This window comes from Streptomyces sp. NPDC091377, assembly GCF_044757045.1.
Taxonomy (GTDB): Bacteria; Actinomycetota; Actinomycetes; order Streptomycetales; family Streptomycetaceae; genus Streptomyces.
This window is the reverse complement of record NZ_JBIVUE010000017.1, coordinates 52,860-75,165: the sequence shown is the minus strand read 5'-3', so window position 1 is coordinate 75,165 and position 22,306 is coordinate 52,860. Positions and strand designations below refer to the sequence as shown.

20 protein-coding genes are annotated in these 22,306 nt (G+C 72.7%); 8 read left to right on the top strand and 12 right to left on the bottom strand.

Translation table 11 applies throughout. The annotated features are described in order from the left end of the window. Window positions 1-56: 56 nt before the first annotated feature. The 4 genes from ACIQNG_RS30170 to ACIQNG_RS30155 all read right to left on the bottom strand — a co-directional run bounded on the left by ACIQNG_RS30170 (window position 57) and on the right by ACIQNG_RS30155 (window position 6,366). Entirely contained in the window at window positions 57-3,182 is a 3,126-nt protein-coding gene (locus ACIQNG_RS30170) for an efflux RND transporter permease subunit (RefSeq protein ID WP_401489386.1), read from the bottom strand. Window positions 3,183-3,338: 156 nt separating this feature from the next. Then, complete coding sequence (locus ACIQNG_RS30165; RefSeq protein WP_401489384.1) at window positions 3,339-4,022, bottom strand: response regulator; 684 nt, start codon at window positions 4,020-4,022, stop codon at window positions 3,339-3,341. Window positions 4,023-4,104: 82 nt separating this feature from the next. After that, window positions 4,105-5,334 carry a sensor histidine kinase gene (locus ACIQNG_RS30160; protein WP_401489382.1) on the bottom strand — a complete coding sequence of 410 codons (1,230 nt, stop codon included), beginning with the start codon at window positions 5,332-5,334 and terminating at the stop codon, window positions 4,105-4,107. A gap of 516 nt (window positions 5,335-5,850) precedes the next feature. Beyond that, a complete protein-coding gene (locus ACIQNG_RS30155; RefSeq protein ID WP_401489380.1) occupies window positions 5,851-6,366 on the bottom strand; it encodes a hypothetical protein in 516 nt (171 codons plus the stop codon). Between the two features lie 264 nt (window positions 6,367-6,630). Between ACIQNG_RS30155 and ACIQNG_RS30150 the strand changes: the two genes are divergently transcribed. After that, on the top strand, window positions 6,631-7,812 hold the full coding sequence (locus ACIQNG_RS30150) for a helix-turn-helix domain-containing protein (protein WP_401489378.1): 1,182 nt from the start codon (window positions 6,631-6,633) through the stop codon (window positions 7,810-7,812). 234 nt (window positions 7,813-8,046) lie between these two features. On the opposite strand, the gene ACIQNG_RS30145 is transcribed toward ACIQNG_RS30150, so the two are convergent. Continuing rightward, a complete protein-coding gene (locus ACIQNG_RS30145) occupies window positions 8,047-8,325 on the bottom strand; it encodes a hypothetical protein (protein WP_401489376.1) in 279 nt (92 codons plus the stop codon). A 34-nt stretch (window positions 8,326-8,359) separates the two neighbouring features. Continuing rightward, on the bottom strand, window positions 8,360-9,157 hold the full coding sequence (locus tag ACIQNG_RS30140) for a PspA/IM30 family protein (RefSeq protein WP_401426905.1): 798 nt from the start codon (window positions 9,155-9,157) through the stop codon (window positions 8,360-8,362). A 264-nt stretch (window positions 9,158-9,421) separates the two neighbouring features. Between ACIQNG_RS30140 and ACIQNG_RS30135 the strand changes: the two genes are divergently transcribed. The 3 genes from ACIQNG_RS30135 to ACIQNG_RS30125 all read left to right on the top strand — a co-directional run bounded on the left by ACIQNG_RS30135 (window position 9,422) and on the right by ACIQNG_RS30125 (window position 12,057). After that, window positions 9,422-10,048 carry a DUF3043 domain-containing protein gene (locus ACIQNG_RS30135; RefSeq protein ID WP_401426903.1) on the top strand — a complete coding sequence of 209 codons (627 nt, stop codon included), beginning with the start codon at window positions 9,422-9,424 and terminating at the stop codon, window positions 10,046-10,048. Between the two features lie 83 nt (window positions 10,049-10,131). After that, on the top strand, window positions 10,132-10,836 hold the full coding sequence (locus ACIQNG_RS30130) for a class I SAM-dependent methyltransferase (RefSeq protein ID WP_401489373.1): 705 nt from the start codon (window positions 10,132-10,134) through the stop codon (window positions 10,834-10,836). Between the two features lie 144 nt (window positions 10,837-10,980). Continuing rightward, on the top strand, window positions 10,981-12,057 hold the full coding sequence (locus ACIQNG_RS30125) for a S1C family serine protease (protein WP_401489371.1): 1,077 nt from the start codon (window positions 10,981-10,983) through the stop codon (window positions 12,055-12,057). Window positions 12,058-12,120: 63 nt separating this feature from the next. Here the strand turns inward: ACIQNG_RS30125 and ACIQNG_RS30120 are convergent, their stop codons facing one another. Continuing rightward, a complete protein-coding gene (locus ACIQNG_RS30120) occupies window positions 12,121-12,336 on the bottom strand; it encodes a hypothetical protein (RefSeq protein WP_401426896.1) in 216 nt (71 codons plus the stop codon). A gap of 190 nt (window positions 12,337-12,526) precedes the next feature. On the opposite strand from ACIQNG_RS30120, the gene ACIQNG_RS30115 reads away from it, so the two are divergent. Further along, window positions 12,527-13,741 (top strand): bifunctional adenosylcobinamide kinase/adenosylcobinamide-phosphate guanylyltransferase, encoded by a 1,215-nt coding sequence (locus ACIQNG_RS30115; RefSeq protein ID WP_401489369.1) that lies wholly within the window; start codon window positions 12,527-12,529, stop codon window positions 13,739-13,741. Here ACIQNG_RS30115 and ACIQNG_RS30110 read toward each other — a convergent pair. Beyond that, the gene (locus ACIQNG_RS30110; protein ID WP_401489367.1) at window positions 13,738-14,856 is read right to left on the bottom strand and encodes a class I SAM-dependent methyltransferase; all 1,119 of its coding nucleotides are present in this window, start codon (window positions 14,854-14,856) and stop codon (window positions 13,738-13,740) included. The two genes, ACIQNG_RS30115 and ACIQNG_RS30110, sit on opposite strands and share 4 nt — an antisense overlap. Window positions 14,857-15,000: 144 nt before the next feature. Between ACIQNG_RS30110 and cobT the strand changes: the two genes are divergently transcribed. Beyond that, a complete protein-coding gene (gene cobT, locus ACIQNG_RS30105; RefSeq protein ID WP_401489365.1) occupies window positions 15,001-16,137 on the top strand; it encodes a nicotinate-nucleotide--dimethylbenzimidazole phosphoribosyltransferase in 1,137 nt (378 codons plus the stop codon). A gap of 130 nt (window positions 16,138-16,267) precedes the next feature. Further along, window positions 16,268-16,966, top strand: a complete 699-nt coding sequence (locus ACIQNG_RS30100) for a hypothetical protein (RefSeq protein WP_401489363.1) — start codon at window positions 16,268-16,270, stop codon at window positions 16,964-16,966. On the opposite strand, the gene ACIQNG_RS30095 is transcribed toward ACIQNG_RS30100, so the two are convergent. Next, window positions 16,906-17,670 carry a hypothetical protein gene (locus tag ACIQNG_RS30095; protein ID WP_401426887.1) on the bottom strand — a complete coding sequence of 255 codons (765 nt, stop codon included), beginning with the start codon at window positions 17,668-17,670 and terminating at the stop codon, window positions 16,906-16,908. The two genes, ACIQNG_RS30100 and ACIQNG_RS30095, sit on opposite strands and share 61 nt — an antisense overlap. Window positions 17,671-17,776: 106 nt before the next feature. Between ACIQNG_RS30095 and ACIQNG_RS30090 the strand changes: the two genes are divergently transcribed. Further along, a complete protein-coding gene (locus ACIQNG_RS30090) occupies window positions 17,777-18,559 on the top strand; it encodes an adenosylcobinamide-GDP ribazoletransferase (RefSeq protein WP_401426885.1) in 783 nt (260 codons plus the stop codon). Window positions 18,560-18,566: 7 nt separating this feature from the next. Here the strand turns inward: ACIQNG_RS30090 and ACIQNG_RS30085 are convergent, their stop codons facing one another. The 3 genes from ACIQNG_RS30085 to pelF form a co-directional block, all read right to left on the bottom strand. Then, window positions 18,567-19,214, bottom strand: a complete 648-nt coding sequence (locus ACIQNG_RS30085; RefSeq protein WP_401489360.1) for a spherulation-specific family 4 protein — start codon at window positions 19,212-19,214, stop codon at window positions 18,567-18,569. 70 nt (window positions 19,215-19,284) lie between these two features. Further along, window positions 19,285-20,763, bottom strand: coding sequence for a hypothetical protein (locus ACIQNG_RS30080; protein ID WP_401489358.1), 1,479 nt, complete (start codon window positions 20,761-20,763; stop codon window positions 19,285-19,287). Further along, window positions 20,760-22,283: a GT4 family glycosyltransferase PelF gene (gene pelF, locus ACIQNG_RS30075; RefSeq protein WP_401489356.1), complete on the bottom strand. Its 1,524-nt coding sequence runs from the start codon at window positions 22,281-22,283 to the stop codon at window positions 20,760-20,762. Before pelF ends, ACIQNG_RS30080 begins: the two co-directional genes overlap by 4 nt. Window positions 22,284-22,306 lie beyond the last annotated feature (23 nt).

Genomic DNA, 22,306 nt, shown 5'->3' with positions numbered 1-22,306 from the left:
CCCGGCGTGCGGACACGCCGGGGCGGGGGCCGGGGAGCGGTGGAGCAGCCGCGGGGTCAGACCCCGGCGGGCTCCGGGGACTTGTCCGGGTCGGAGACCGGTCCCGTGCCGTCCTTCTTCGCCCGCTTCGCCGCCCGCTTCTTCGCGCGGCGCTCCTTGCGCAGCTCCACCATCGCGTACAGCGTGGGGACCAGCAGCAGGGTCAGCAGGGTCGAGGTGATCAGACCGCCGATGACGACCACGGCCAGCGGCTGGGCGATGAAGCCGCCCTCGCCGGTGACGCCGAGGGCCATCGGGAGCAGGGCGAAGATCGTCGCCAGGGCCGTCATCAGGATCGGGCGCAGCCGGTGCCGGCCGCCCTCGATGACGGCCTCGACCACGCCGTACCCCTGTGCGCGGTACTGGTTGATCAGGTCGATCAGCACGATGGCGTTGGTGACCACGATGCCGATCAGCATCAGCATGCCGATCATCGCCGGGACACCCATCGGGGTGCCGGTGGCGATCAGCAGACCGATCGCGCCGGTCGCCGCGAACGGGATGGAGACCAGCAGGATCAGCGGCTGGATCAGCGAACGGAAGGTCGCCACCAGCAGCATGAAGACGATCGCGATGGCCGCGAGCATCGCCAGACCCAGGTTGCCGAACGCGTCGTCCTGGTCGGCGCTGACACCGCCGATCTCGGCCCTGGCGCCCGCCGGGAGCTTCAGGTCGTCGATGGCCGACTGGAGGTCCGCGCTGACCGCGCCGGTGTTGTCACCGGTCGGCTTGGCGGTGACGGTCGCCGAGCGCTGGCCGTCGATCCGGGTCATGGAGACCGGGCCGTCGACCAGTTCGACGGTGGCGATGTCACCGAGCCGGGCCGGGCCGAGCTTGAGCGCCTTGAGCTGGGCCAGGGTCTCGGCGGGCTTCGCCGACTTGATGACGATGTCCCGCTCGGTGTCGTCCAGGGTGGCCTGGGCTGCGGTGGTGCCGCGGACCGCCTGGGCGACGGCCGCGCCGAGGGTCTGGTCGGTGAAACCGGCCTGCGCGGCCTTGTCGTTGGCGGTCACCGAGATCCGCGGCACGCTCTGCGCCAGGTCGCTGCTGACGTCGGTGACGTCGTCCAGCTTCGCGACCGCGTCGCGGACCTGGTCGGCGGCGGTGCGCAGCACCTCGGCGTCGGCGGCCTTCACGACCACGCTGAGGTCCTGGCTGCCGAAGCCGTCGCCGGCGGCGATGGTGGTCGTGCCGATGCCGTCGAGGTCCTTCAGCCCGTTCTCGACGGCCCGCTCGACGTCGTCGTAGGAGGCGGAGTCCTCCAGCATGACCGAGTAGGTGGCCTGATTGGTGTCGGTGCCGCCGCCGAAGGCGGCCATGAAGCCGGAGGAACCGACGGTGACCTGGTAGTCCTTGACGCCCTTGACGCCGTCGAGGAGCTTCTCGACCTTGGCGGCCTGCTCGTCGGTGGCGGCCAGGCTGGTGCCGGGCTTCAGCTCCTGGCGGATGCTGAGCAGTTCCTGCTCGCCCGCGTCGAAGAAGTTGGTCTTGAGCAGCGGTGCCATGCCGAAGGTGCCGACGAGGACGACGACCGCGAGGGCGACGCTGGTCAGCCGGCGCCGGGTGGCGAACTTCAGGACGGGGACGTAGATCCGCTGGAGACGGCTCTTGGCCTCCTTCTCCTCGGCGAGGCGGCGGGCCTCCTCGGCGTCCTCCGGGGTGCCCTTGGGGGCGCGCAGGAACCAGAACGAGAGGACCGGTACGACCGTCAGCGAGACCAGCAGGGACGCCAGCAGAGCGGCGGTGATGGTGAGGCTGAAGGAGCCGAACAGCTCACCGACCATACCGCCGACCAGACCGATCGGCAGGAACACGGCGACGGTGGTGAGGGTGGAGGCGGTGACCGCCCCGGCGACCTCACGCACGGCGGCCAGGATCGCGGGCTGGCGTTCCTCGCCGTAGCCGAGATGGCGCTTGATGTTCTCCAGGACCACGATCGAGTCGTCCACGACCCGGCCGATCGCGATGGTGAGCGCGCCCAGCGTCAGCATGTTGAGCGACAGGTCGCGGGTCCACAGCACGATCAGGGCGAGGACGATGGAGAGCGGGATGCTGACCGCGGTGACCAGCGTCGAGCGGATCGACGCCAGGAAGACCAGGATGATCACGACGGCGAACAGCAGACCGAGCGCGCCCTCGGTGGTCAGACCGGAGATCGACTTGGAGACGGCGGGGCCCTGGTCGGCGACGACCGTGACGGTGGCGCCGGAGCCGAGGTCCTCACGGAGCTGCGGCAGCTTGTCCTTGACCGCGTCCGAGATGGCGACCGCGCTGCCGTCGTGGTCCATGGTGACGGCGACGGCGAGGCTGGGCTCGCCGTTGGTGCGGGTGAGGGAGTCGGCGGTGGCCGGCTGCTGCTCGACCTCGGCCACCTCGCCCAGGCGCACCGGGCGCTCGCCCGGCTCACCGGCGACCATCAGGTCCTCGATCTGCCGCAGCGAGGTGAAGCCGCCGCCGACCTGCACGGTGCGGTTGGCGCCGCCCTCGTCGAAGGAACCGGCCGGGACGGTGGCGCCGCCCGCTTGGAGGGCCTCGGCGAGCGACTGGGTGGTCAGGCCCGCGGCGGCCAGGTCGGCCTCGTCCGGGGTGACGGTGACCTGGAGGTCGCGGACACCGTCCACGGTGACCTGGCCGACCCCGTCGATGTCCTCCAGCTCCGGTACGACGGCCCGGTCGATGCGGTCCGCGAGCGCCTGCTGGTCGTTTCCGGAGGTGACGGCGAGCACCACGGTCGGGATGTCGTCCGTGGACCCGGCGACGACCTGCGGGTCGACCTCGTCGGGGAGCGCGATCCGGGCCCGGTTGACGGCCTGCTGGACATCGGCGACAAGTTGCTTGGTGTCGTTGCCGTAGTCGAAGGAGGCGATGATGACGGCGTTGCCCTCACTGGCGGTGGAGGTGACACCGGAGATGCCGTCGACGGCTTCGAGGTTGTCCTCGATGGGCTCGACGACCTGCTTCTCCACCACGTCCGGCGAAGCGCCCTGGTACGGAGCGATCACCGACACCATGGGCAGTTCGATGGTGGGCAGAAGCTGCTGCTTCAGCTGGGGTATCGCGATCGCCCCGAAGGCGAGCGCGATGATGGACATCAGCCCTATCAGGGCCCGTTGGGCAAGGCTGAATCTCGACAGCCAGGACATGGGTCAGGGTCTCTCTTCGTCGGCCGGAGCGGAGCGCACGGGCGGGGATGACCGCCCACTCCCTCACCCTGGGCCATCGCGAGGCCCCGATCCGTCGGTCCCAGGTCCATTTCCTTATCCCGCGCATACTGCGGGTGGAGTAGTGCCGGGTTGAGGTCAGTCCACCCTCGGGCGGACCAGACCCGACTCGTACGCGATCACCACGAGTTGTGCGCGGTCCCGGGCGCCGAGCTTGGCCATGGCCCGGTTGACGTGCGTCTTCACGGTGAGCGGGCTGACCGCGAGCCGCTCCGCGATCTCGTCGTTGGAGTGTCCGCCGGCGACCTGGACCAGCACTTCGCGCTCCCGGCCGGTCAGCGCCTCCAGCCGCTCCGCGCGGGCGGGGTCGTGGTCGGCGGAGCCCGCGTCGCCCTGGGCGAGGAAGCGGGCGATGAGTCCCTTGGTGGCGGCCGGGGAGAGCAGGGCGTCGCCGCCCGCCGCGAGGCGGATGGCGTTGAGCAGTTCATCGGGCTCGGAGCCCTTGCCGAGGAAGCCGGAGGCGCCGGCCCGCAGGGACTGCACCACGTAGTCGTCCACCTCGAACGTGGTCAGGATGACGATCCGTACGTGGGCCAGGGTGGGGTCGGCGGTGATCATCCGGGTGGCGGCGAGACCGTCGGTGCCGGGCATCCGGATGTCCATGAGGACGACGTCCGCGCGCCGCTCCTTCGCCAGCCGCACCGCCTCCTCCCCGTTCGACGCCTCGCCGACGACGTCCATGTCCGGCTCGGAGTCGACCAGCACCCGGAAGGCGCTGCGCAGCAGGGCCTGGTCGTCGGCGAGCAGGACGCGGATGGTCATGCGGGGTCCTTCCGGTCGGGGGGTGCGGGGCGCTTCGGGGGCGTCGGGGGACGTGCGTCGGGGGGTGCGAGGGGCTCGGGGCTCAGGCGGGTTCCTCCGCGGGGCCCTTGGCGGGGGCGGTCGTCTTGACGGGCAGGATCGCATGGACGCGGAAGCCGCCGCCGTAGCGGGGGCCGGTGGTGAGGGTTCCGCGGACCGCGGAGACGCGCTCGCGCATGCCGAGCAGGCCGTGGCCGCCGCCGGGGCCCGGGGCGGGGTCGTCGCCGGAGCCGTTGTCCAGCACGGTGACCTCGATGTGGGGGCCGACGCGGACGACGCTCACCTCGGCCCTGGCCCCCGTACCGGCGTGCTTCTGCACATTGGTGAGGGCTTCCTGGATGACCCGGTAGGCGGCGAGGTCGACGGCCGCGGGGAGGGTGACGCCCTGGTCGGTGCGGGCCACCTCGACATGGAGGCCGGCGTTGCGGAAGGTGCCGACGAGTTCGTCGAGCCGGCCGAGGCCCGGGGCCGGTTCGGTGGGGGCCTCGGGGTCGTCGGACTGGCGCAGCAGACCGACGGTGGCGCGCAGTTCGTTCAGCGCGGAGCGGCTGGCCTCGCGGACGTGGGCGAGGGCCTCCTTGGCCTGGTCGGGGCGGCGGTCCATGACATGGGCGGCGACCCCGGCCTGGACGTTGACCAGCGCGATGTGATGGGCGACGACGTCGTGCAGATCGCGGGCGATGCGCAGGCGTTCCTCGGCGACCCGGCGGCGGGCCTCCTCCTCGCGGGTGCGTTCGGCGCGTTCGGCGCGCTCTCTTATGGCGTGGACGAAGGCACGGCGGGTACGGACCGCCTCCCCCGCGGTGGCGCCGATACCGGCCCAGGCGATGATGCCGAGGTTGTCCTGGGCGTACCAGGGCAGCGGGCCGGCGAGCATGGCGGAGGCGGCGAGCACGGCGGTGGTCAGCAGGCCGATCCGCCAGGTGGTGGGGCGGTCGGTGCCGGCGGCGACGGTGTACAGGGCGACGACGGCGGCCATGGCGACGGGGGCGCGGGGGTCGCCAATGACGTTCTCCAGGACCGCGAGGGCGCCGGTGACGGCGAGGACGGTCATGGGGGCGCGGCGGCGGAAGACGAGGGCGGCGGCGGCGAGGCCGGCGAGGACGAGGCTGCCGGGGTCGGGGTTGCGCAGGCCCCAGGTGACGCCGTTCTCGCCGTAGGGGTCGACAAAGCTGCCCGCCACCACGCAGGCGAGGACGCCGGCGGCGATGGCCGCGTCCAGGGCGAGGGGGTGGGCGCGCATCTGCTTGCGGGCGCGGTCGACTGTGCTCACGGGGGTTCACGGTAGCTGGGGCGAGGGGGTTTGCCTGCGGGGCGTCGGTCCGCCGGGGGCTGCCGCCCCCGGGCCCCGCTCCGGCCCTGAAGGGGCCTTGTCCTCAATCGCCGGACGGGCTGGACCTGCGCGGGCCTGCGCCCCGGAGGAACCGTCGGCCTCACGGGAGGCAGGAAGACGTCCTCAAACGCCGGTCCGGATACTCCAGATGTACCACTCTGGAGTAATCGCAGGTGAGCGTACTCGCCGCTCCGCTCGTCCGCCCCGTGGGAAACCCCTCGGTCCCTACCGAGGGGATCGCGACTACACCCCGGAACCCTCGGCGGGCACGGTGCGCCCGATCTCCCTCGGGGGCGAGGACGTGGACAGCGACGTTCAGGTCTTGTGCCACCCGTGCCACCGGCTCAAGACGCGAACCGAGTTCGGGGCCGCGCTTGTGGCCCCATGACAGGACTCCGCCCCGGCACAGTGTCGGTGCGCTGTACCGGGGCGTGACGGGCAACGACCGGGGGTTCCTTACTGCTTGATCCAAAGTTGTCTGTGGCTGCTGGAGCACTTTCCATCGGTAAGACCCCACCGCTCCATGTAAGCCGTCCAGTCGGCAGAAAGACACTTCCCATTCGCGGTATTCCGGATTTTGATGAAATCATAGTTCAGCTTCACGTCTTCGAGAGTGAATGTGGCGACATCGCGATTTCCACAGTCGACAAAACGGAAGCCGCCGGTGACGCACTTTCCCTCCTCCTGCGAGTATAGGCTCACCTTCCCCCCACCAGCGTTCGTGAACCCCCACTTCTGCACACGAGACTTATTACACGAATACATGAAGAGTGCGGCGGCGCTGTCGAGACATTCATTAGCTTCTTTATTTTTGAGGGCGAAGATTTCATTCGGCGCCGCACTGGGTTCGGCGTGGACCACGACGAGCCGGCTCGATGTCGTTGTGGCATTGGCCGTGGAGTGCGAGCCAATCAGCGGACCAGCCACAGCCGTACTTACTACTGCCATAGTGAGTGCCGATGCGCGGAACACAAAATCCTCCTGATCGCGGGGGTCGGATTTCCGGGTTCTAGGCTATCCGGCCTGTATTCACGGGCGGCGACAGATACCGGCGTTGTCACTCGAATACTCCATAGCGAAACGTTCCCCCTTCACCCATCGGAGGTACCCCGTGCCCCGAAATCCCCGCCCCCCTTGCTCTTTCCTCGGCTGCCCCGAGCTGACGTGGTAGAGATTTTCGTTCAGGAGTCTCCCATTCTGACCGCGGCAGTGTGTACGGCGGCGTACTCTCGGCTCATGCCTGCCAACTTGGGTGACCGGCTCAGAGACGTTCGCAAGCGTCGAGGGATGACCCAACAGGGACTGGCACGCGAGTCCGGTGTGTCCGTGTCGCTGATCCGCAAGCTTGAACAGGGCGAGCGGCAAGACACGCGCCTGGAGACGGTTCGCCGGCTCGCTGTGGCGCTCGGTGTGCCCACCACACTCCTTGTGGCGGAGTCGGCGGAGGACGGAGCGAGCACTACCACTCTTGGCCAGTGGGCAGCCGTCAGAGCGGCTCTTGCAACCCCGTTGGGAGGCACCGCCGAACTGGAAGAACCGCCGACCGTGGACGGGGTCCGCGATGCGCTCAGTGCTGCCGTACCCCTATTCTCCGGCGACCGGTTCGCGGAGTTGCAGACGGTCCTGCCCCCGCTGTTGCGGGACGCCGACACGGTTGCTCAGCTCACCTCCCAAGGACGCGCAGTCCGCGTGCGCCTGTTGCAACTCACCGGCTGGCTCCTGACACAGACCCGCCAGTTCGAAGCCGCCGAATGGTGTCTAGCCGCCGCGTTGGAGGGCTCTGCGGATCGTCTGGAGGGCGCCTCCACGGTCAGCACGATGTGCTGGCTACTGCTGCGACAGGGCAAACTCAGCGAGGCACGGCAGTTGTCGACCCAGTGGGCCGACGACACGGAACCCCGGCTCTCACGAGCCACGCCGGACGAACTCAGTGCATGGGGATGGCTGCTGCTGCGGCTGTCGGCCGCCGCAGTACGGGACAACCGCACGGACGAGGCCGAGGACGCTTTGCGACTCGCTCATTCCGCCGCTGTGGCCCTGGGACGGGAATTCGCCCCGACGGATGACTTCCTCCGGGCGTTCGGCCCCATCACAGTGACGCTCAAACGGACCGAGAACGCCATGATCCTGGACCGTCCCGATGTGGTGCTCAAGCTTGCCGCGAAGATCCCGACCGGAGGTTTCCGCCCCACGTCGAACAACCGCAACCGCCATCTGCTCGACGTAGCCAACGCGTACGCCAGGACACGGCAGTACGGGCAAGCCGTCGACACCTTGGCCGGTGTCCGCGCGGCTGCTCCGCAGTGGCTGCCGAATCAGCGTTACGCCCGTGACATCCTCGGCCACATTGTGGCCAAGCGGCGAACGCTCACACAGGAAATGCGATCCCTCGCCGACACCGTGGGGCTACCCACGTGACAGCACGTGGCCCTTCCTGTCGATCTTGAAGAGAACTGCCATTGCTGCTGGTTGAGGCGGTCTCTAGCGTCGACCGGCAGGACAACCGAACCAACACGTCACCAGACCACACCGGTAGAACTGCCGTTACGCGCGGAGTTGGAGCCGACCCCGGTGGAGGGTTGTCCGGGCTGCTCCGAACTCGCGAACGGGCGGGACCGCGCCCGAGTCCGGACGGGCTGGACAGCGAGCCGGTCAGCCCGGGATCAGGCCCTCGTCGCTGAGCATGGCCCGGACCTCGTCCAAGGTGGCGTCGGGGGACGGGAGGATGAGGTCGGAGGGTTCCAGGGCGTCGTCGGGGAGGGGGGTGCCCAGGGTGCGGACCTCCTGGAGGAGGGCGTGGAGGGTGCGGCGGAAGGCTGAGCCGTCGCCGTTCTCCATTTCCTCCAGGAGTTCGTCGTCCAGTTTGTCCAGGTCGGTGAGGTGGCTGTCGTCCAGCCTCACCTGTCCCTCCCCCATGATCCGTACGATCATGTCGCCTCCTCGGCGTGGGCCTGGCCCGCGGTGTCTACTGCTTGTCGAACCTCGGGGTGTCCTGCGGCTGCTGCTGGGGCTGCGACTGGCCGTCGCCGCCCTCGATGGCCTGCTGGCCCGAGGACGAGCCGCCCGCCAGCTCCGCCTTCATGCGCTGGAGTTCCAGCTCTACATCCGTACCACCCGAGAGCCGGTCCAGCTCGGCCTGGATGTCGTCCTTGGCCATGCCGGAGGGGTCGTCGAGGGCGCCGGAGGCGAGCAGCTCGTCGATCGCGCCCGCGCGGGCCTGGAGCTGCGCCGTCTTGTCCTCGGCCCGCTGGATGGCCAGGCCGACGTCGCCCATCTCCTCGGAGATGCCGGAGAACGCCTCGCCGATCCGGGTCTGGGCCTGCGCCGCCGTGTAGGTGGCCTTGATGGTCTCCTTCTTGGTGCGGAAGGCGTCCACCTTCGCCTGGAGCCGCTGGGCCGCCAGGGTGAGCTTCTCCTCCTCGCCCTGGAGCGTGGCGTGCTGGGTCTCCAGGTCCGTGACCTGCTGCTGGAGGGCGGCCCTGCGGGACAGCGCCTCCCTGGCCAGGTCCTCGCGGCCCAGCGCCAGCGCCTTGCGGCCCTGGTCCTCCAGCTTGCCGGACTGGCTCTGGAGCTGGTTCAGCTGCAGTTCCAGCCGCTTGCGGGACGTGGCCACGTCGGCCACCCCGCGGCGGACCTTCTGCAACAGCTCCAGCTGCTTCTGATACGAGTAATCGAGGGTTTCGCGCGGGTCCTCGGCCCGGTCAAGGGCCTTGTTCGCCTTCGCGCGGAAGATCATCCCCATACGCTTCATGACACCGCTCATGGGCTTCGCGCGCCCCCTTCTGACGGACTCCAGCTCCAGCTCTGCGACAGAACCCACAGTACGGGCCCTGCATCCATTGACGCACTGTTCGGGGTCGGATGCGCTCCTCCCCAAGGACGACTGCGTACCGATCGGCTCCGGCGTGAGGAGTAGGTGAGCCCCGGGGACCGGCCCCCGGACCCGCCCGGACACGTACGCGACGTCCCCTCTGTCCCTCTACAGACGACTGGTGTTGCGGGATCGTTCCCCCCAGGGCTGGGGTCCATGCCTGTGCACCCCGTACCCTTGGGTTTTGTGTTCCGTAGCCGCGCCAAAGACGAGAAGGCCACCGCCGCGCAGACGCAGGTGACCGACTCCCAGCTGACCCGTGACCCGCAGGCCCCCAAGGGCAGGCCGACGCCCAAGCGCAGTGAGGCCCGCTCACAGCGCCGCAGCGTCGCCAATACACCGACCACGCGCAAGGAGGCCGCCAAGCGGTCGCGCGAGGAGCGGCGTGCCGCCCTGGAGCGGCAGCGCAAGGCCCTCGCGGGCGGTGACGAGCGCTATCTGCCGGTCCGCGACAAGGGCCCGGTCCGCCGCTTCGCCCGTGACTTCATCGACTCGCGGTTCAACATCGCGGAGTACTTCCTCCCGATGGCCGTGGTCATCCTGGTCCTCAGCATGGTCCAGGTGCCGCAGTTGCAGAGCATCGCGCTGCTGCTGTGGCTGGTGGTGATCGTGCTGATCGTGCTGGACTCCTTCGTCACCGGTTACCGGCTGAAGAAGCAGCTCGTGGACCGCTTCCCCGACGACAACCGACGTGGCGTGGTTGCGTACGCGCTGATGCGCTCGCTCCAGATGCGTCGGCTCCGGCTGCCGAAGCCGCAGGTCAAGCGCGGAGAGCGGCCCTGAGCGCAGCGTCTTTCCCCGGGGGTGCCGCCGCGGCCCGGCCGAGCCGGACGGGCGGTCTGCGTGAGGTCGTACGGCAGGAGCTGGTGGCCCGCCAGCTCGATGAGCAGATAGCCGGGCGGTTCCCGGTCGGGCAGCGGCTGCGGGTGCTCGACGTGGGGATGGGCCAGGGCACGCAGGCGCTGCGGCTGGCCCGCGCCGGGCACCAGGTGACCGGCGTCGAGCAGGACACCACGATGATCGCGGCGGCGCGTCAGGAGCTGGCCGCGCAGCCCGAGGGCATCCGGGAGCGGATGCGGATCGTGCAGGGCGACGGCCGGGACACCGGGGTGCACTTCCTGCCGGGCAGTTTCGACGTGGTGCTGTGCCACGGGGTGCTGATGTACGTCGAGGAGCCCGATCCCCTGCTGGCGGGGCTGGCCCGGGTCATGGCGCCGGGCGGGCTGCTCTCCCTCGTGGTGCGCAACGGTGACGCGCTCGCGCTGCGCCCGGGGCTCGCCGGTGACTGGCCGGGCGCCCTCGCCGCCTTCGACACCACCGCCTACCGCAACCGTCTCGGGCTCGATGTCCGGGCCGACCGCCGGGCCGCGCTCACCGCCACCCTCGCCGGGATCGGCGCCCCGCTGCACGCCTGGTACGGCGTGCGTCTCTTCACGGACACGGTGGGTGACGACGCCCCGGTGCCGGCGGACATCGAGCCGCTGCTGGCGGCGGAGGAGCGGGCCGGGCGGACGGATCCGTACCGGGCGATGGCGGCGCTGCTGCATCTGTGCGGGGTGCGGGGGGCCTGATCGCGCCGCCCGTCGGCGCGGGTGCCCGGGCGGGCCGCGGGGCCATGCCGGGGGTGCCCGGGCGGGCCGCTGGGGCCGTGCCGGGGGTGCTCGTTCGGGTGAGCACGGCGGGACGTGCGCCGACCCGGCCGTGAGACTCGGGGCATGGACGCTTCCCGATTCCGTATCCCCCGGCCGGCCGTGTCCGCCGTGGTGCTCTCGTGCTCCCTCGCCCTCGCCGCCGGGTGCTCCGGACCGGGTGCCGGGGCCGGGGCCCAGGACCGGGCGGACACCGCCCAGGCCGCCGCGCCACGGGTCGCCGGCGATCTCCAGAGCGAGTACGTCAAGGTCATCAAGGACGTCCTGCCGTCGGTCGTGCAGATCCAGGCCGGCAACGACCTCGGGTCCGGTGTGGTCTACGACGACAAGGGCCACATCGTCACCAACGCCCACGTGGTCGGCGGTGAGACCACCTTCCAGGTGACCGTCGCCAACAGTGAGCAGCCGCTGACCGCGAAGCTCGTGTTCGCCTATCCGGAGCAGGACCTCGCGGTCGTCAAGCTGGAGCCGGTGCCGGACGGGCTGAGGCCGGCGGCGTTCGGGGACTCCACGAAGGTGCAGGTCGGGCAGATCGTGCTCGCCATGGGCTCGCCGCTCGGGCTGTCCTCCAGCGTGACGCAGGGCATCGTCTCGGCGACCGGGCGGACGGTCAGCGAGAGCCGGTCGGGCGGCGGCACGGGCGCCACCATCCCCAACATGATCCAGACCTCGGCGGACATCAACCCCGGCAACAGCGGGGGCGCCCTGGTCGATCTCGGCAGCCGGGTCATCGGGATCCCCACCCTCGCGGCGACCGACCCCGGTCTCGGGGGCAGCGCGGCGCCCGGTATCGGGTTCGCGATCCCGTCGTCCATGGTGAAGACGGTCGCCGACCAGATCATCAAGGACGGCCGGGTCACCGACTCGGGCCGGGCGGCGCTCGACATCACCGCCCGCACGGTGGTGAACAGCGACTACCGGCCGACCGGGGTGGCGGTCGTGGAGGTGCAGAGCGGTGGCGCGGCCGACAAGGCGGGACTCAAGGCCGGGGACATCATCGTCCGGCTCGGGGACACCGACATCACCAGCGTCACCTCCCTCGCGGAGGCCCTGGCGGGCGACCAGCCGGGGCAGAAGACGTCGGTGACGTTCACCCGCGACGGCGCCGAGAAGAAGGCGGACGTGACCCTCGGCGAGCAGTGAGCGCGAGGGGCGCGGTACGGACCGTCCCGTACCGCGCCCCTCGCGCTCACACCGTCCGCGTGCTCACACGTCGGCGGCCTCGCGCAGGCTCATCGGGCCGTAGATCTCCGTGAGGTCCTCGAAGAGGCGTACCTGTTCGGTGCCGCCCGCGAGCAGGTCCTTCCAGTGCTCGCCGAGCCAGGACTCGGCGTCCCCCTGGGTGGTGAACTCCTCCGGCACCACCGAGGGCTGCACCTCCGTCCCGTCGGCCTTCTCGAACCGCCACGTCCATGCCGTCATCCAAGCCTCCTTGCGGTGAGCGTGAACCGTTCCGGGCCGGATCGTGGCCCGGCCGCTGCCCCGAGCCTAAGCGCTGGGCCCGGCCCCTGGTCGTGGACCGGGGGCGATCGTTCGCGGGGGGTACGGCCGGGCGGCCCTCTCGGGTGCCCCGGACGGGCAGGGCGGGCGGTGAGCGGCGAAAATCGGGGGCGTGGAACTGACTCTGCTCGGCACCGGCGCCCCCGCGGGCCTGCCCCGCCCCGACTGCCCCTGCGCTGCCTGCGCGATCGCCCGCGGTCCGGACGCCCGTGCGGCGACCGCGCTGCTGGTGGACGGCACGCTGCTGCTCGATCTGACGCCGGGCGCGGCGTTCGCGGCGGCGCGGGCGGGGCGGTCCCTGGGCGGTGTGCGGCAGGTGCTGCTGTCGCATCCGCACGACGGGCCGCCGGTGGAGGTGCCGGCCGGGCTGCCGCAGCCGGGCCGGGTCCCCGACGGGCGGGAACTGGCGCTGCTGACCGGGCACCGGGTGCGGGCGGTGGCGATGGACGCGCCGGGCACGGGGTACGCGGTGACCGGGCCGGACGGTCAGCGGCTGCTGTATCTGCCGCCGGGGGGTGCTCCGGCCGGGCTGGAGGAGGGTACGGCCGTCCCGGAGCCGTACGACATGGTGCTGGCGGATGTGATCGGGCGGCCGGACGGGCTGGCGCGGCTGCGGGCGGTGGGTGCGGTCGGGCCGACCACGGACGTCCTCGCCGTCCATCTGGACCATGACGTGCCGCCGGGCCCGGAACTGCGGCGCAGGCTGGCGGCGGCCGGGGCGCGGGCGGTGCCGGACGGGACGACGCTCACGGTGGGCGCGTACGAGGACGTACCCGATGTGCCGCGGCGGACGCTGGTGCTGGGCGGCGCCCGGTCGGGCAAGTCGGTGGAGGCCGAGCGGCGGCTGGAGTCCTTCCCGGACGTGGTGTATGTGGCGACCGGCGGGACGCGCAACGGGGACGGGGAGTGGACGGCGCGGGTCACGGCCCACCGGGAGCGGCGGCCGGGGTCCTGGCGGACCGTGGAGACCTGTGACCTGGTGCCGATCCTCGCGCAGGAGGGGCCCCCGCTGCTCGTCGACTGTCTGTCGCTGTGGCTGACCGATGTGATGGACTCCGTCGGCGCCTGGGACGACGCGCAGTGGGCCGACGGCGGTGAGAAGGCGCTCCGCGCCCGGGTGCACGAGTTGGCGTCGGCGCTGCGGGAGACCCGGCGGGTGGTCGTCACCGTCTCCAACGAGGTCGGTTCCGGCATCGTGCCCGCCACCCCCTCCGGCCGCCGCTACCGGGACGAACTGGGCCGGCTGAACGTGGCGGTGGCCGAGGAGTGCGAGCAGGTGGTGCTGGTGGTGGCGGGACAGGCGCTGGTGCTGCGGGGCGCGCCCTAGTAGTCCTGGAGGCCCCGGTCCTTCCGTGCGATCAGGCGGTAGGTGTTGGAGAAGCGGGTGCGGCGGGCCACGGGCGCCAGGGCCAGGTCGGCCGCCCTCGCCGTGGCGAGCAGGGGCCGTGCCGCCCGAGTCAGGATCCTGCGGGTGCGGGCCTCGGCCCCCGAGGGCGGGACCGGGCGCCACGGGGCGTCCGGGGAGGGCAGCGCGCGGGTCAGGAACAGGGAGGTCGCGGCGGCGAGGTCGTGCGGGGTGTGGGGGCCGTGGCGGTCGGTGGAGAGGACGTCGCAGCCCTGGGACTCCAGTTCCGCGCGGAGGTTGGCCGCCGGGAGGAGGTGGAGGTGGTGCGGCTGGGTGTGCGGCAGCCACCAGCGGCCCAGCAGCGCCCCGGACAGGCTGCGCGGGTCGGCGACCTCCAGCAGCAGATGCCCGCCGGGCCGCAACGCGTCCAGCGCGGCCCGCAGTTCGGCGCGCGGGTCGGGGGTGTGCTCCAGGTGGTGCAGCAGGCTGACGACGTCGTAGCGGGCCCGCAGCCGTGCCGCCGTCGCGGGGGCGGTGAGCCGTCCGATGTGGGCCTCCTCCACCCGGCCGGCGTCCCTGGCCCGGACGACCCGGGGGGTGGGGTCGAGGCCGTCGAACGCGGTGTACGGGAACAGCGCGCGGGCGGCGTCCGGGAAGTCGGCGGCGCCGGTGCCGACGTCGAGCCAGCTCTCCGGCTCCCCGTACGGGAGCATCGCGCGGGCCGTGTCGCGCAGGCGGCGCCGGGAGGGGGCCGGTGCCGGGCGGGTCCCGTGGGTGGCACCGGCGTCCCAGTGGTCGCAGCGGTCCCGGCGGTCCCAGTGGTAGAAGGACAGGCCCTCGGGGGTGAGCCGGGGGTTCTGGAAGGTGTGCCCGCACGCCCGGCACTCGGCCAGCGTGAACCGGCCCGGCTTGCGCTGCACCAGGTCGGGGGTGGTGAGCCGGATCCGCAGGGCGTGCGCGCCGCACCAGGGGCAGTCCTCGCGGCGCGGTTCGTGGAAGCGGTCGGTGCCGAGGGCGAGTTCGGCGGCGTAGGCGGCTCGGCGGCGTTCGGTCGTCGGGGCTGGGGAGGGGACGGGGGGCGGGGGCGGGGCAGGCATCGGCGACTCCGGCGACTCCGAGATGTGACAATTCACTGCAAAACGGAACGTATGGCATCGGGTTCCCGGGGACAACGACGCCGTGCGGACAGGGGGCCGATCGCGGCGGCGGTCCGTTCGGCCGGGGCCGGTACTGTTCGGCGAATGAGCTCGCTGAATCTCGATGAATTCACCGATCTGATCGAGCGCCCCGACGGCGGTGTGCGCCGGGACGCCGAGGCGTACCGGGAGCGCAGGGCCGTGCCGCCGGGAGCGCTGGGGCGCCTGGACGACCTGGGTGAGTGGCTGGCGGCGGCGCAGGGCGCCGTGCCCGTGCGGCCGGTCGAACGGCCCAAGGCGGTGCTGTTCGCGGGCGATCACGGGGTGGCCGGGCTCGATGTCTCGGCGCGGCCCGCGGGGGGCGCGGAGCGGCTGGTGCGGGAGGTGCTGGCGGGCGGCCGTCCGGTGTCCGTGCTGGCCCGCCGGGAGGCGGTGCCGGTGCGGATCGTGGACATGGCGCTCGACTGCGACCCGGGGACCCTGCCGGAGGAGGTCGTACGGCATCGGGTACGGCGGGGCAGCGGGCGGATCGACATCGAGGACGCGCTGACCCTGGAGGAGGCGGAGGCCGCGTTCCGGGCCGGGATGGCCGTGGCCGACGAGGAGGCCGACTCCGGTACGGATCTGGTGGTGCTCGGCGATCTCAGCGTGGGCGGCACGACGGTGGCCGGGGTGCTGGTCGCGGCGCTGTGCGGGACCGACGCGTCGGTGGTGACCGGGCGGGGCGGGGTCGCGATCGACGATCTGACCTGGATGCGCAAGTGCGCGGCGATCCGGGACGCGTTGCGGCGGGCCCGGCCGGTGCTCGGGGAGCAGCTGGAACTGCTCGCGACGGTCGGCGGGGCGGATGTCGCGGCGATGACGGGGTTCCTGCTCCAGTGCGCGGTGCGCAAGACGCCGGTGATCCTGGACGGGGTGGTGGGCGCCGCGTGCGCGCTGGTCGGGCAGCGGATCGCGTTCCGGGCGCCGGACTGGTGGCTGGCGGGGCACGGCAGCGGGGAGCCGGGGCAGGCGAAGGCGCTGGACCGGATGGCCCTGGAGCCGCTGCTCACCCAGGGGGTGTCGGTGGGCGAGGGGGCCGGCGCGATGCTGGCCCTGCCCCTGGTGAGGGCGGCGGCGGCACTGGCCGCGGAACTGCCGGAACCAGAGCCGGAACCGGAGCCGGAGACCGGGGCCGGGGACGCCGACTCCGCCGAGGACACCGGGGCCGCCGACGGCGAGGGCGATCGGCCGACCGCGTAGAGGAACCGGGGAGAAGAACCGCGCGGACGAGCGGGCGTCGCCGTGCCGAGCGGGTCCGCGGCGGGGACAATTCCCCCCCAGACCGGCGTGGATCCCGGAGTCGCGCCGCCTCCCCGTCCCTGGAGTCCCGATGAACCCGCTCCCGCGCTGGGCCCGTGCCGAATGGGGCGGGCTGTACCGGGAGGTGCGGGCGGGGCTGCGGGAGCGCGGCTGGCGGGCGATCTGGATGACGCTGGTGGCCGTCGGGCTGACGGCCGTCCTCCAGGTGCTCCAGCAGCAGTCGTGGGGCTACCGGTTCGTGGCGGACCTCGGGTCCGTGCGCGCCGAGGACCCCTTCTGGCAGGCGCTCCTGCGGACCCCGTTCTCCCTCTTCGTGCCGGCCCTCGATCTGCCGGTGTGGGGCGCGCTGGCGCAGATCCTGTTCATGTTCGGCATCGCGGAGATCTGTGTCGGCCGCCCGTGGACCCTCGTCATCGCCTACGTCGCCACCCTCGCCGGGACCCTGTACGCGCGGCTCGGCATCGCGCTCGGGCCGGGCGGGGCGCTGGGGCTGCCCGCGTCGGACGCGCAGGTGGTGGACACCGGGCCGTCGGCCGCGGTGGTCGGCCTGGCGGTGTTCACGGCGTGGCGCTACCGGGCGTACCTCACCGTCGTCCTGGTGATCGTGGTGATGGTCGGCGAGGTGCTGGTCAAGGACAATCTGGCCGGCAAGGAGCATCTGGCGGCGATCGCGGTGACGCTGGTGCTCTGCGCGCTGTGCGCGGTGCGTCAGCGGCGGATCGGGGTGCGGGCCGGTTCGGGGTCGGGCGCCCCGCCGATCCAGTCCTGAACGCGCCGGCTCACCCCGGACCAGCGGCGGTCGTGGTGGTAGGCCCGCAGCCGCGCCTTGGCCCGGGCCCGGGGGCGGCGGCGGTAGAGGCGTCTGGCCCAGGGCGAGCCGGGGCGGGCGAGCCGGACCGCGCCGAACAGGGCGATGAACGGGACGACCACCCCGAAGATCGCGATCCGGGACTTGCCCTTGGCGAAGGCGACGAGGGAGAAGAGGAAGTTCACACCGACGGTGGAGAGGACCGTGCCGCGGTTCTGGAGCTGCTGCTGGTCGAGTCCGTCGACCCCGAAGGGTGAGTAGCCGAGCAGCAGCAGACCCACCAGGGCGGCCGTCAGCACCACCACCTCGACGCTCTTGCGGCCCTCCTCGCTCCAGTACACGTCGTCCAGATGCAGGATCAGCGCGAACTCGTCCAGGACCAGTCCCGCGCCCACCCCGAACACGACGGCGGCCAGCGCCGAGCCGAAGCCGCGCTGTCCGCCCGCGACCGCGCTGAAGCCGCCGATGACCATGAGCACGATCCCGGGGACCACATGGTGGATGTGGAGTCCGCCCGCCTTGACGTTGCCGAAGGGCCCCCGGCCCGCGCGGATCAGCCGGGTGATCAGACGGGTGATCAGGAAGGTGAGCACGAAGGAGGCCAGGGCGAGCAGCAGGGGGAGCTTGCCCGGCTCAAGGATGTTGCGGTACCACCAGGTCCCCATGCCCCCAGTGTGAACCAAGCGGGGCGAATTATCCGATACGCCCTTTCCTCCCTCTCCCGGGATTCACCCCGGAGCCCCGCCCCGACCCGTCACGTACGCTGCCGCAATGCCCGACACCCCGGCCGCCCCCGGCCTCCGCTTCGCCTTCGGCACGCTCACCGTCCTCCCGGTCACGGTGACCCGCTGGGACCGTACGGCGGCCCGCGCCGGCATGCTGTGCGCGCCCGTCGTCGGAGTGGTCGTCGGCGGCGGCGCGGCGGCGGCGGGACTGGTGCTGCTGCTCCTGGGCGCCGGGCCGCCGCTCGCGGCGGTCGCCTCCGTCGCCGTGCCCGCCGTGCTCACCCGGGGACTGCATCTCGACGGGCTGGCCGACACCGCCGACGGGCTGGGCAGCGGCAAGCCCGCCGAGGACGCGCTGCGCATCATGAAGCAGTCGGACATCGGGCCGTTCGGGGTGATCGCCCTGGTCCTCGTCCTGCTCGCCCAGGTCGCCGCGCTGGCGCAGACCTACGACGACTCCTGGGCCCGCGGCGCCTTCGCGGCGTTCCTGTCGGCGACGGTCGCCCGGCTGGCGCTGACCCTGGCGGCCCGCACCGGGGTGCCCCCGGCCCGTCCCGGGGGGCTGGGCGCGGCGGTCGCCGGAGTCGTACCGGGCCGGCTCGCCGTGGCCGCCGTCGTCCTGGTCGCCGTGCTCGCCGCGGGCTGCGGCGCGCTCTTCGGCCCGGCCGGTGCCGTCCGGGCCGCCGTCGCGGTGGCGGTCGCGCTGGTCGCCGCGGAACTGCTGCTGCGCCGCTGTGTCCGCCGGTTCGGCGGGGTGACGGGGGATGTGTTCGGGGCGCTGGCGGAGACCGCGGCGACGGCGGCGCTGGTGGTGGCGGTGCTGGGCTGAGGGGCGGTCAGCGCGGGGGCCGGACGGTGTGGGGCAGGGTGCCCCAGGGGTGGTCGCCGGTGCCGGGGACCGCGCAGTGCAGGGTGGCGCCCTTGCGGCGGGCGTCGTCCGTGAGGTCGGCCTCGGGCGGGACGTCGTAGACGAGATGGCAGACGTGGGTGCCGGGCGGCGGGCCCGGATGGGTGGGGAAGGTGCGGTACGTCGACCAGGGGCCCTCGAAGGTGACCAGGACGTCGGCGATCCGGGCGTAGCACGGGTGGGTCGGGGTGCCGGGGTTGAGGGCGAGGGTGCCGCAGCCCGCCGACCAGGCGGCGGAGGCCAGGCGCTGGTAGTGCGGGTAGGCGTCGGGGGTGGCGGGGACCTGGTCGAGGAAGGCCCCGTCGACGGCGTACCAGTCGCGGTGCCGGGTGAGGTCGGCGACGACCTCGGGGTGCGGGCGGCGGCCGTAGTCCGTGTCGGCGTAGCCGAGCACCCGTACCCCGGCGGCCCGCAGGCGTACGGCGGTTTCGGCGAAGGCGGGGTCGGGGTGGTCGCCGGCGCCGTTGGCCGGGTTGATGACGACGGCGTAGAGCCGGGGCGCGGCGGCCAGCAGAGCGGCCCATTCGGCGGGCCGGACGGCGGGATGCTCGTAGTACGGGACCAGCAGGCTGCTCATGGGGGCGCGTCCAGGGGGTGTTTCGGTGGGCGGGGATCTGCGGGATGGGGGTTCGTCGGTGGGTGGGGGTTCATCGGTGGGCGGTCGCTCGGCCCAGGAGGGTGCAGACGAGGGCGGCCTGGGCCGCGGCGGCGGTGCCATGGATGAAGAGGTGGGACTGGTCGCCGGCCTGGGTGAGGAGGGTGAGGGTCTGGGCGAGGGCCGCCGCGCAGCAGATCGCCGCCGCGCCCGCGACCGCGCCGAAGGACTGGAGCAGCAGGCCGGTCCAGAGCACCACGCCCAGCAGGAGCATCCCGGTCAGCCGGTCGGCGTCGGGGTACGGGGAGCCCGGCCACAGCGCGGCGGCGAGCGCGGCGAGCCCCAGCAGCACGGCCAGGTAGGTGCCGAGGCAGCGGATCAGGGTCCGGGCGGTCGCCCGCCAGAAGGCCCGCGCGGTGCCGGTGGAGCGCAGACCGGCGAGGCTGCCGCTGCGGAAGCGGTGCAGCAGCCATTCGGCCGGGCCCATGCTGAGGGTGAGGGCGACGGCGGAGGGGGCGGCGACCGCGCTCTGCCCCTGGCCCGCGAGGACGTCCCCGACCGCCGCGTAGAGCACCAGGACGCCGCTGCCGAGGCCGAACAGGGCGTACGGCAGGGAGGCGGTGAGGCGGGGGCCGCCGATGTCCCCGCCGCGCGGGACCGGGGTGCCGGCGCGGCCCTTCTCGCGTACGGCGGGCGCCAGTTCGCGCAGGGCGAGGGCGCAGGCGGCGAGGAGGGACCCCAGCAGGACGGTGGTCCGGGCCGGGTCCGGTACGTCGGTGAGGACGGTGCCGGCGGCGCCCGCCGGGAGCGGGGCGAGCGCGGCGAGCAGGGCGCGTTCGCGGCCCAGCACCAGCAAGGCGGTGGCGGCGCCCAGATAGCAGGACTGGCCGGCCGCGAAGGTGAGGGCGGCCGGGCCGGTGGCGCCGGTCGCGGTGACGGCGGCGAGCGCGGCCAGGATGCCGAGGACGGCGCCGGTCGGGGCGCCGAGGAGGAGACAGTCGCGGGCGGCGGCGCGGTCGCCGAGGCCGAGCCAGGAGTAGGCGCGATGGGCCAGGCCCTGGTTCCAGGTCCAGCCGGTGAGCGCGGCGGCCAGCAAGGTGACCGTGCCGGCCGGGAGGCCCGCCGCGCCGGGCGGGCCGGCGAGCAGCGGGGCGCCGAGGACGTAGGCGAAGCCGGGCAGGGCGAAGACGACGCCGCGCAGCAGACAGCCGAGGAGTCCGGCGCGCCAGGGGTCGGGGGCGGGGCCCTCGGGTTCGGGGTGGCGGCGCTCGACGCGTTCGAAGAGCGCTTCGGCGAGCGCGAAGGAGTTCTTCACGCCGTAGCGCTCGCGTATCTGGTCGTCGGAGAGGCCGTCGGACTCCAGCAGGGCGGCTATCTCGTCGGGGTGGACGGCGGCGGCTATGAAGTCGTCGAGGCGGTCGGCGAGCGCGTCGAGCGGGTCGGGCTCCGCCCAACTGGGTACGCTCCGGCGCGGGAGGGCGGGCAGGGTGTCGGGGCGGGCGCCGGGGGGCAGCCAGACGGAGCCGCTCACCAGCCGGCGCCGTTCGCGGTGGCGGGGGCGGCGTACCAGGGGTTGCGCAGTTCGAGGGTCCAGTCGGCGACGGTCTCGACGGTGGGTTCGTAGGTCTCGGGGCCGCCGGCGAGTTCCTGGTAGACGGTGCGGAAGGCGTCGACCGAGCGGCGCAGGGTGAAGCGGTCGATGACCCGGCGGCGGGCGGCCTCGCCGAGCCGCAGCCGCCGTTCGTCGTCCTGGAGCAGGCTGAGCGCGGCGGCGGCGAGCTTTTCGGGTTCGCGCGGCGGGACGACGAGTCCGGTGTCGCCGACGGCCTCGCGCACTCCCCCGACGTCGGTCGAGACGGTCGTACGGCCGCAGCTCATGGCCTCGATGATGGAGAACGGGAAGCCTTCGGAGACGGAGGAGAGCATCACGACGTGGCCGGCGGCGTAGGCGCGCCAGACCTCGGAGATGCGGCCTTCGAAGGAGAGGCCGTCGGTGACGCCGAGTTCGGCGGCGAGCTTCTCCAGGCGGGTCCGGTACGCCTCGCCGCCGGGCGGGACCGGGCCGAACAGGCGCAGCCGGGCGGTGGGGAGGGTCTCGCGGACGTCGGCGTAGGCGCGGACGAGGGTTTCGAGGTCCTTGATGGGGTCGATCCGGCCGCACCAGGTGAGGGTGGGGACCTCGGGTTCGGGGCCGGCGTGCGGGAAGGCGGCGGGGTCGACTCCGTTGTAGACGGTGCGTATCTTCCCGGGGTCGGCGCCGCCGCGCTCCTCCCAGCGGCGGTTGTACTGGTTGCAGGGTGTGATCAGGTCGGCGCTGCGGTAGCCGTGTGAATTGAGTTCACGGTAGAAGCCGAGCATGAATGCCTTCACGGGCCAGCGCTGGGATTCCCGGCGGTAGCCGAGGTAGCGCTCCCGCAGGTATATGCCGTGCTCGGTGAGGAGGAACGGCACCCCGTCGAGATGGCGGGCGGCGAGCGCGGGGAGGGTGGCGAGGCCGCTGCTGACCGCGTGGGCGACGGAGTCCTCGGGGATGCGTACGCCGAGCGGGCGCAGCGCGTGCTCCAGCAGGTCGGTCGCGGTCAGCGCGTCGTGCACGGTGGGGTGGGCGGCGGCGGTCGGCAGATGCGGCATCGTCCAGATCCACATCAGCGACCGCAGCGCGGACTCGGTGCGCAGGGCGGCCGACAGCCGTCCCGCGCGGGCGAGTTCCGCCAGCTCGATCAGGGCCTCGCCGAAGTCGCAGCGGGACTCGGGGTCGAGGAAGGAGAGCAGGAAGCGTTCGTAGGAGTCGATGAAGCGGCGGCGGGCGCGGCCGTGGGGGGCCTGGCGGCGGCCGGGGCGCGGGCCCCAGGTCGGCACCGAGGTGTGCCGGTAGACGTTGGGCGGCAGCTCCCAGGTGACCGGTTCACGGCCGCTCCCGGTGAGCGAGACGATGTGGAAGTCCACCTCGGGCATGCCCTGGACGAGCTGGTCGCACCAGGTGCTGACGCCGCCGTGGACATGCGGGTAGGTGCCTTCGGTGAGCATGGTGACGTGACGGCCGTTGCGCATCGCTGCCGCGTGCTCCCCCCATG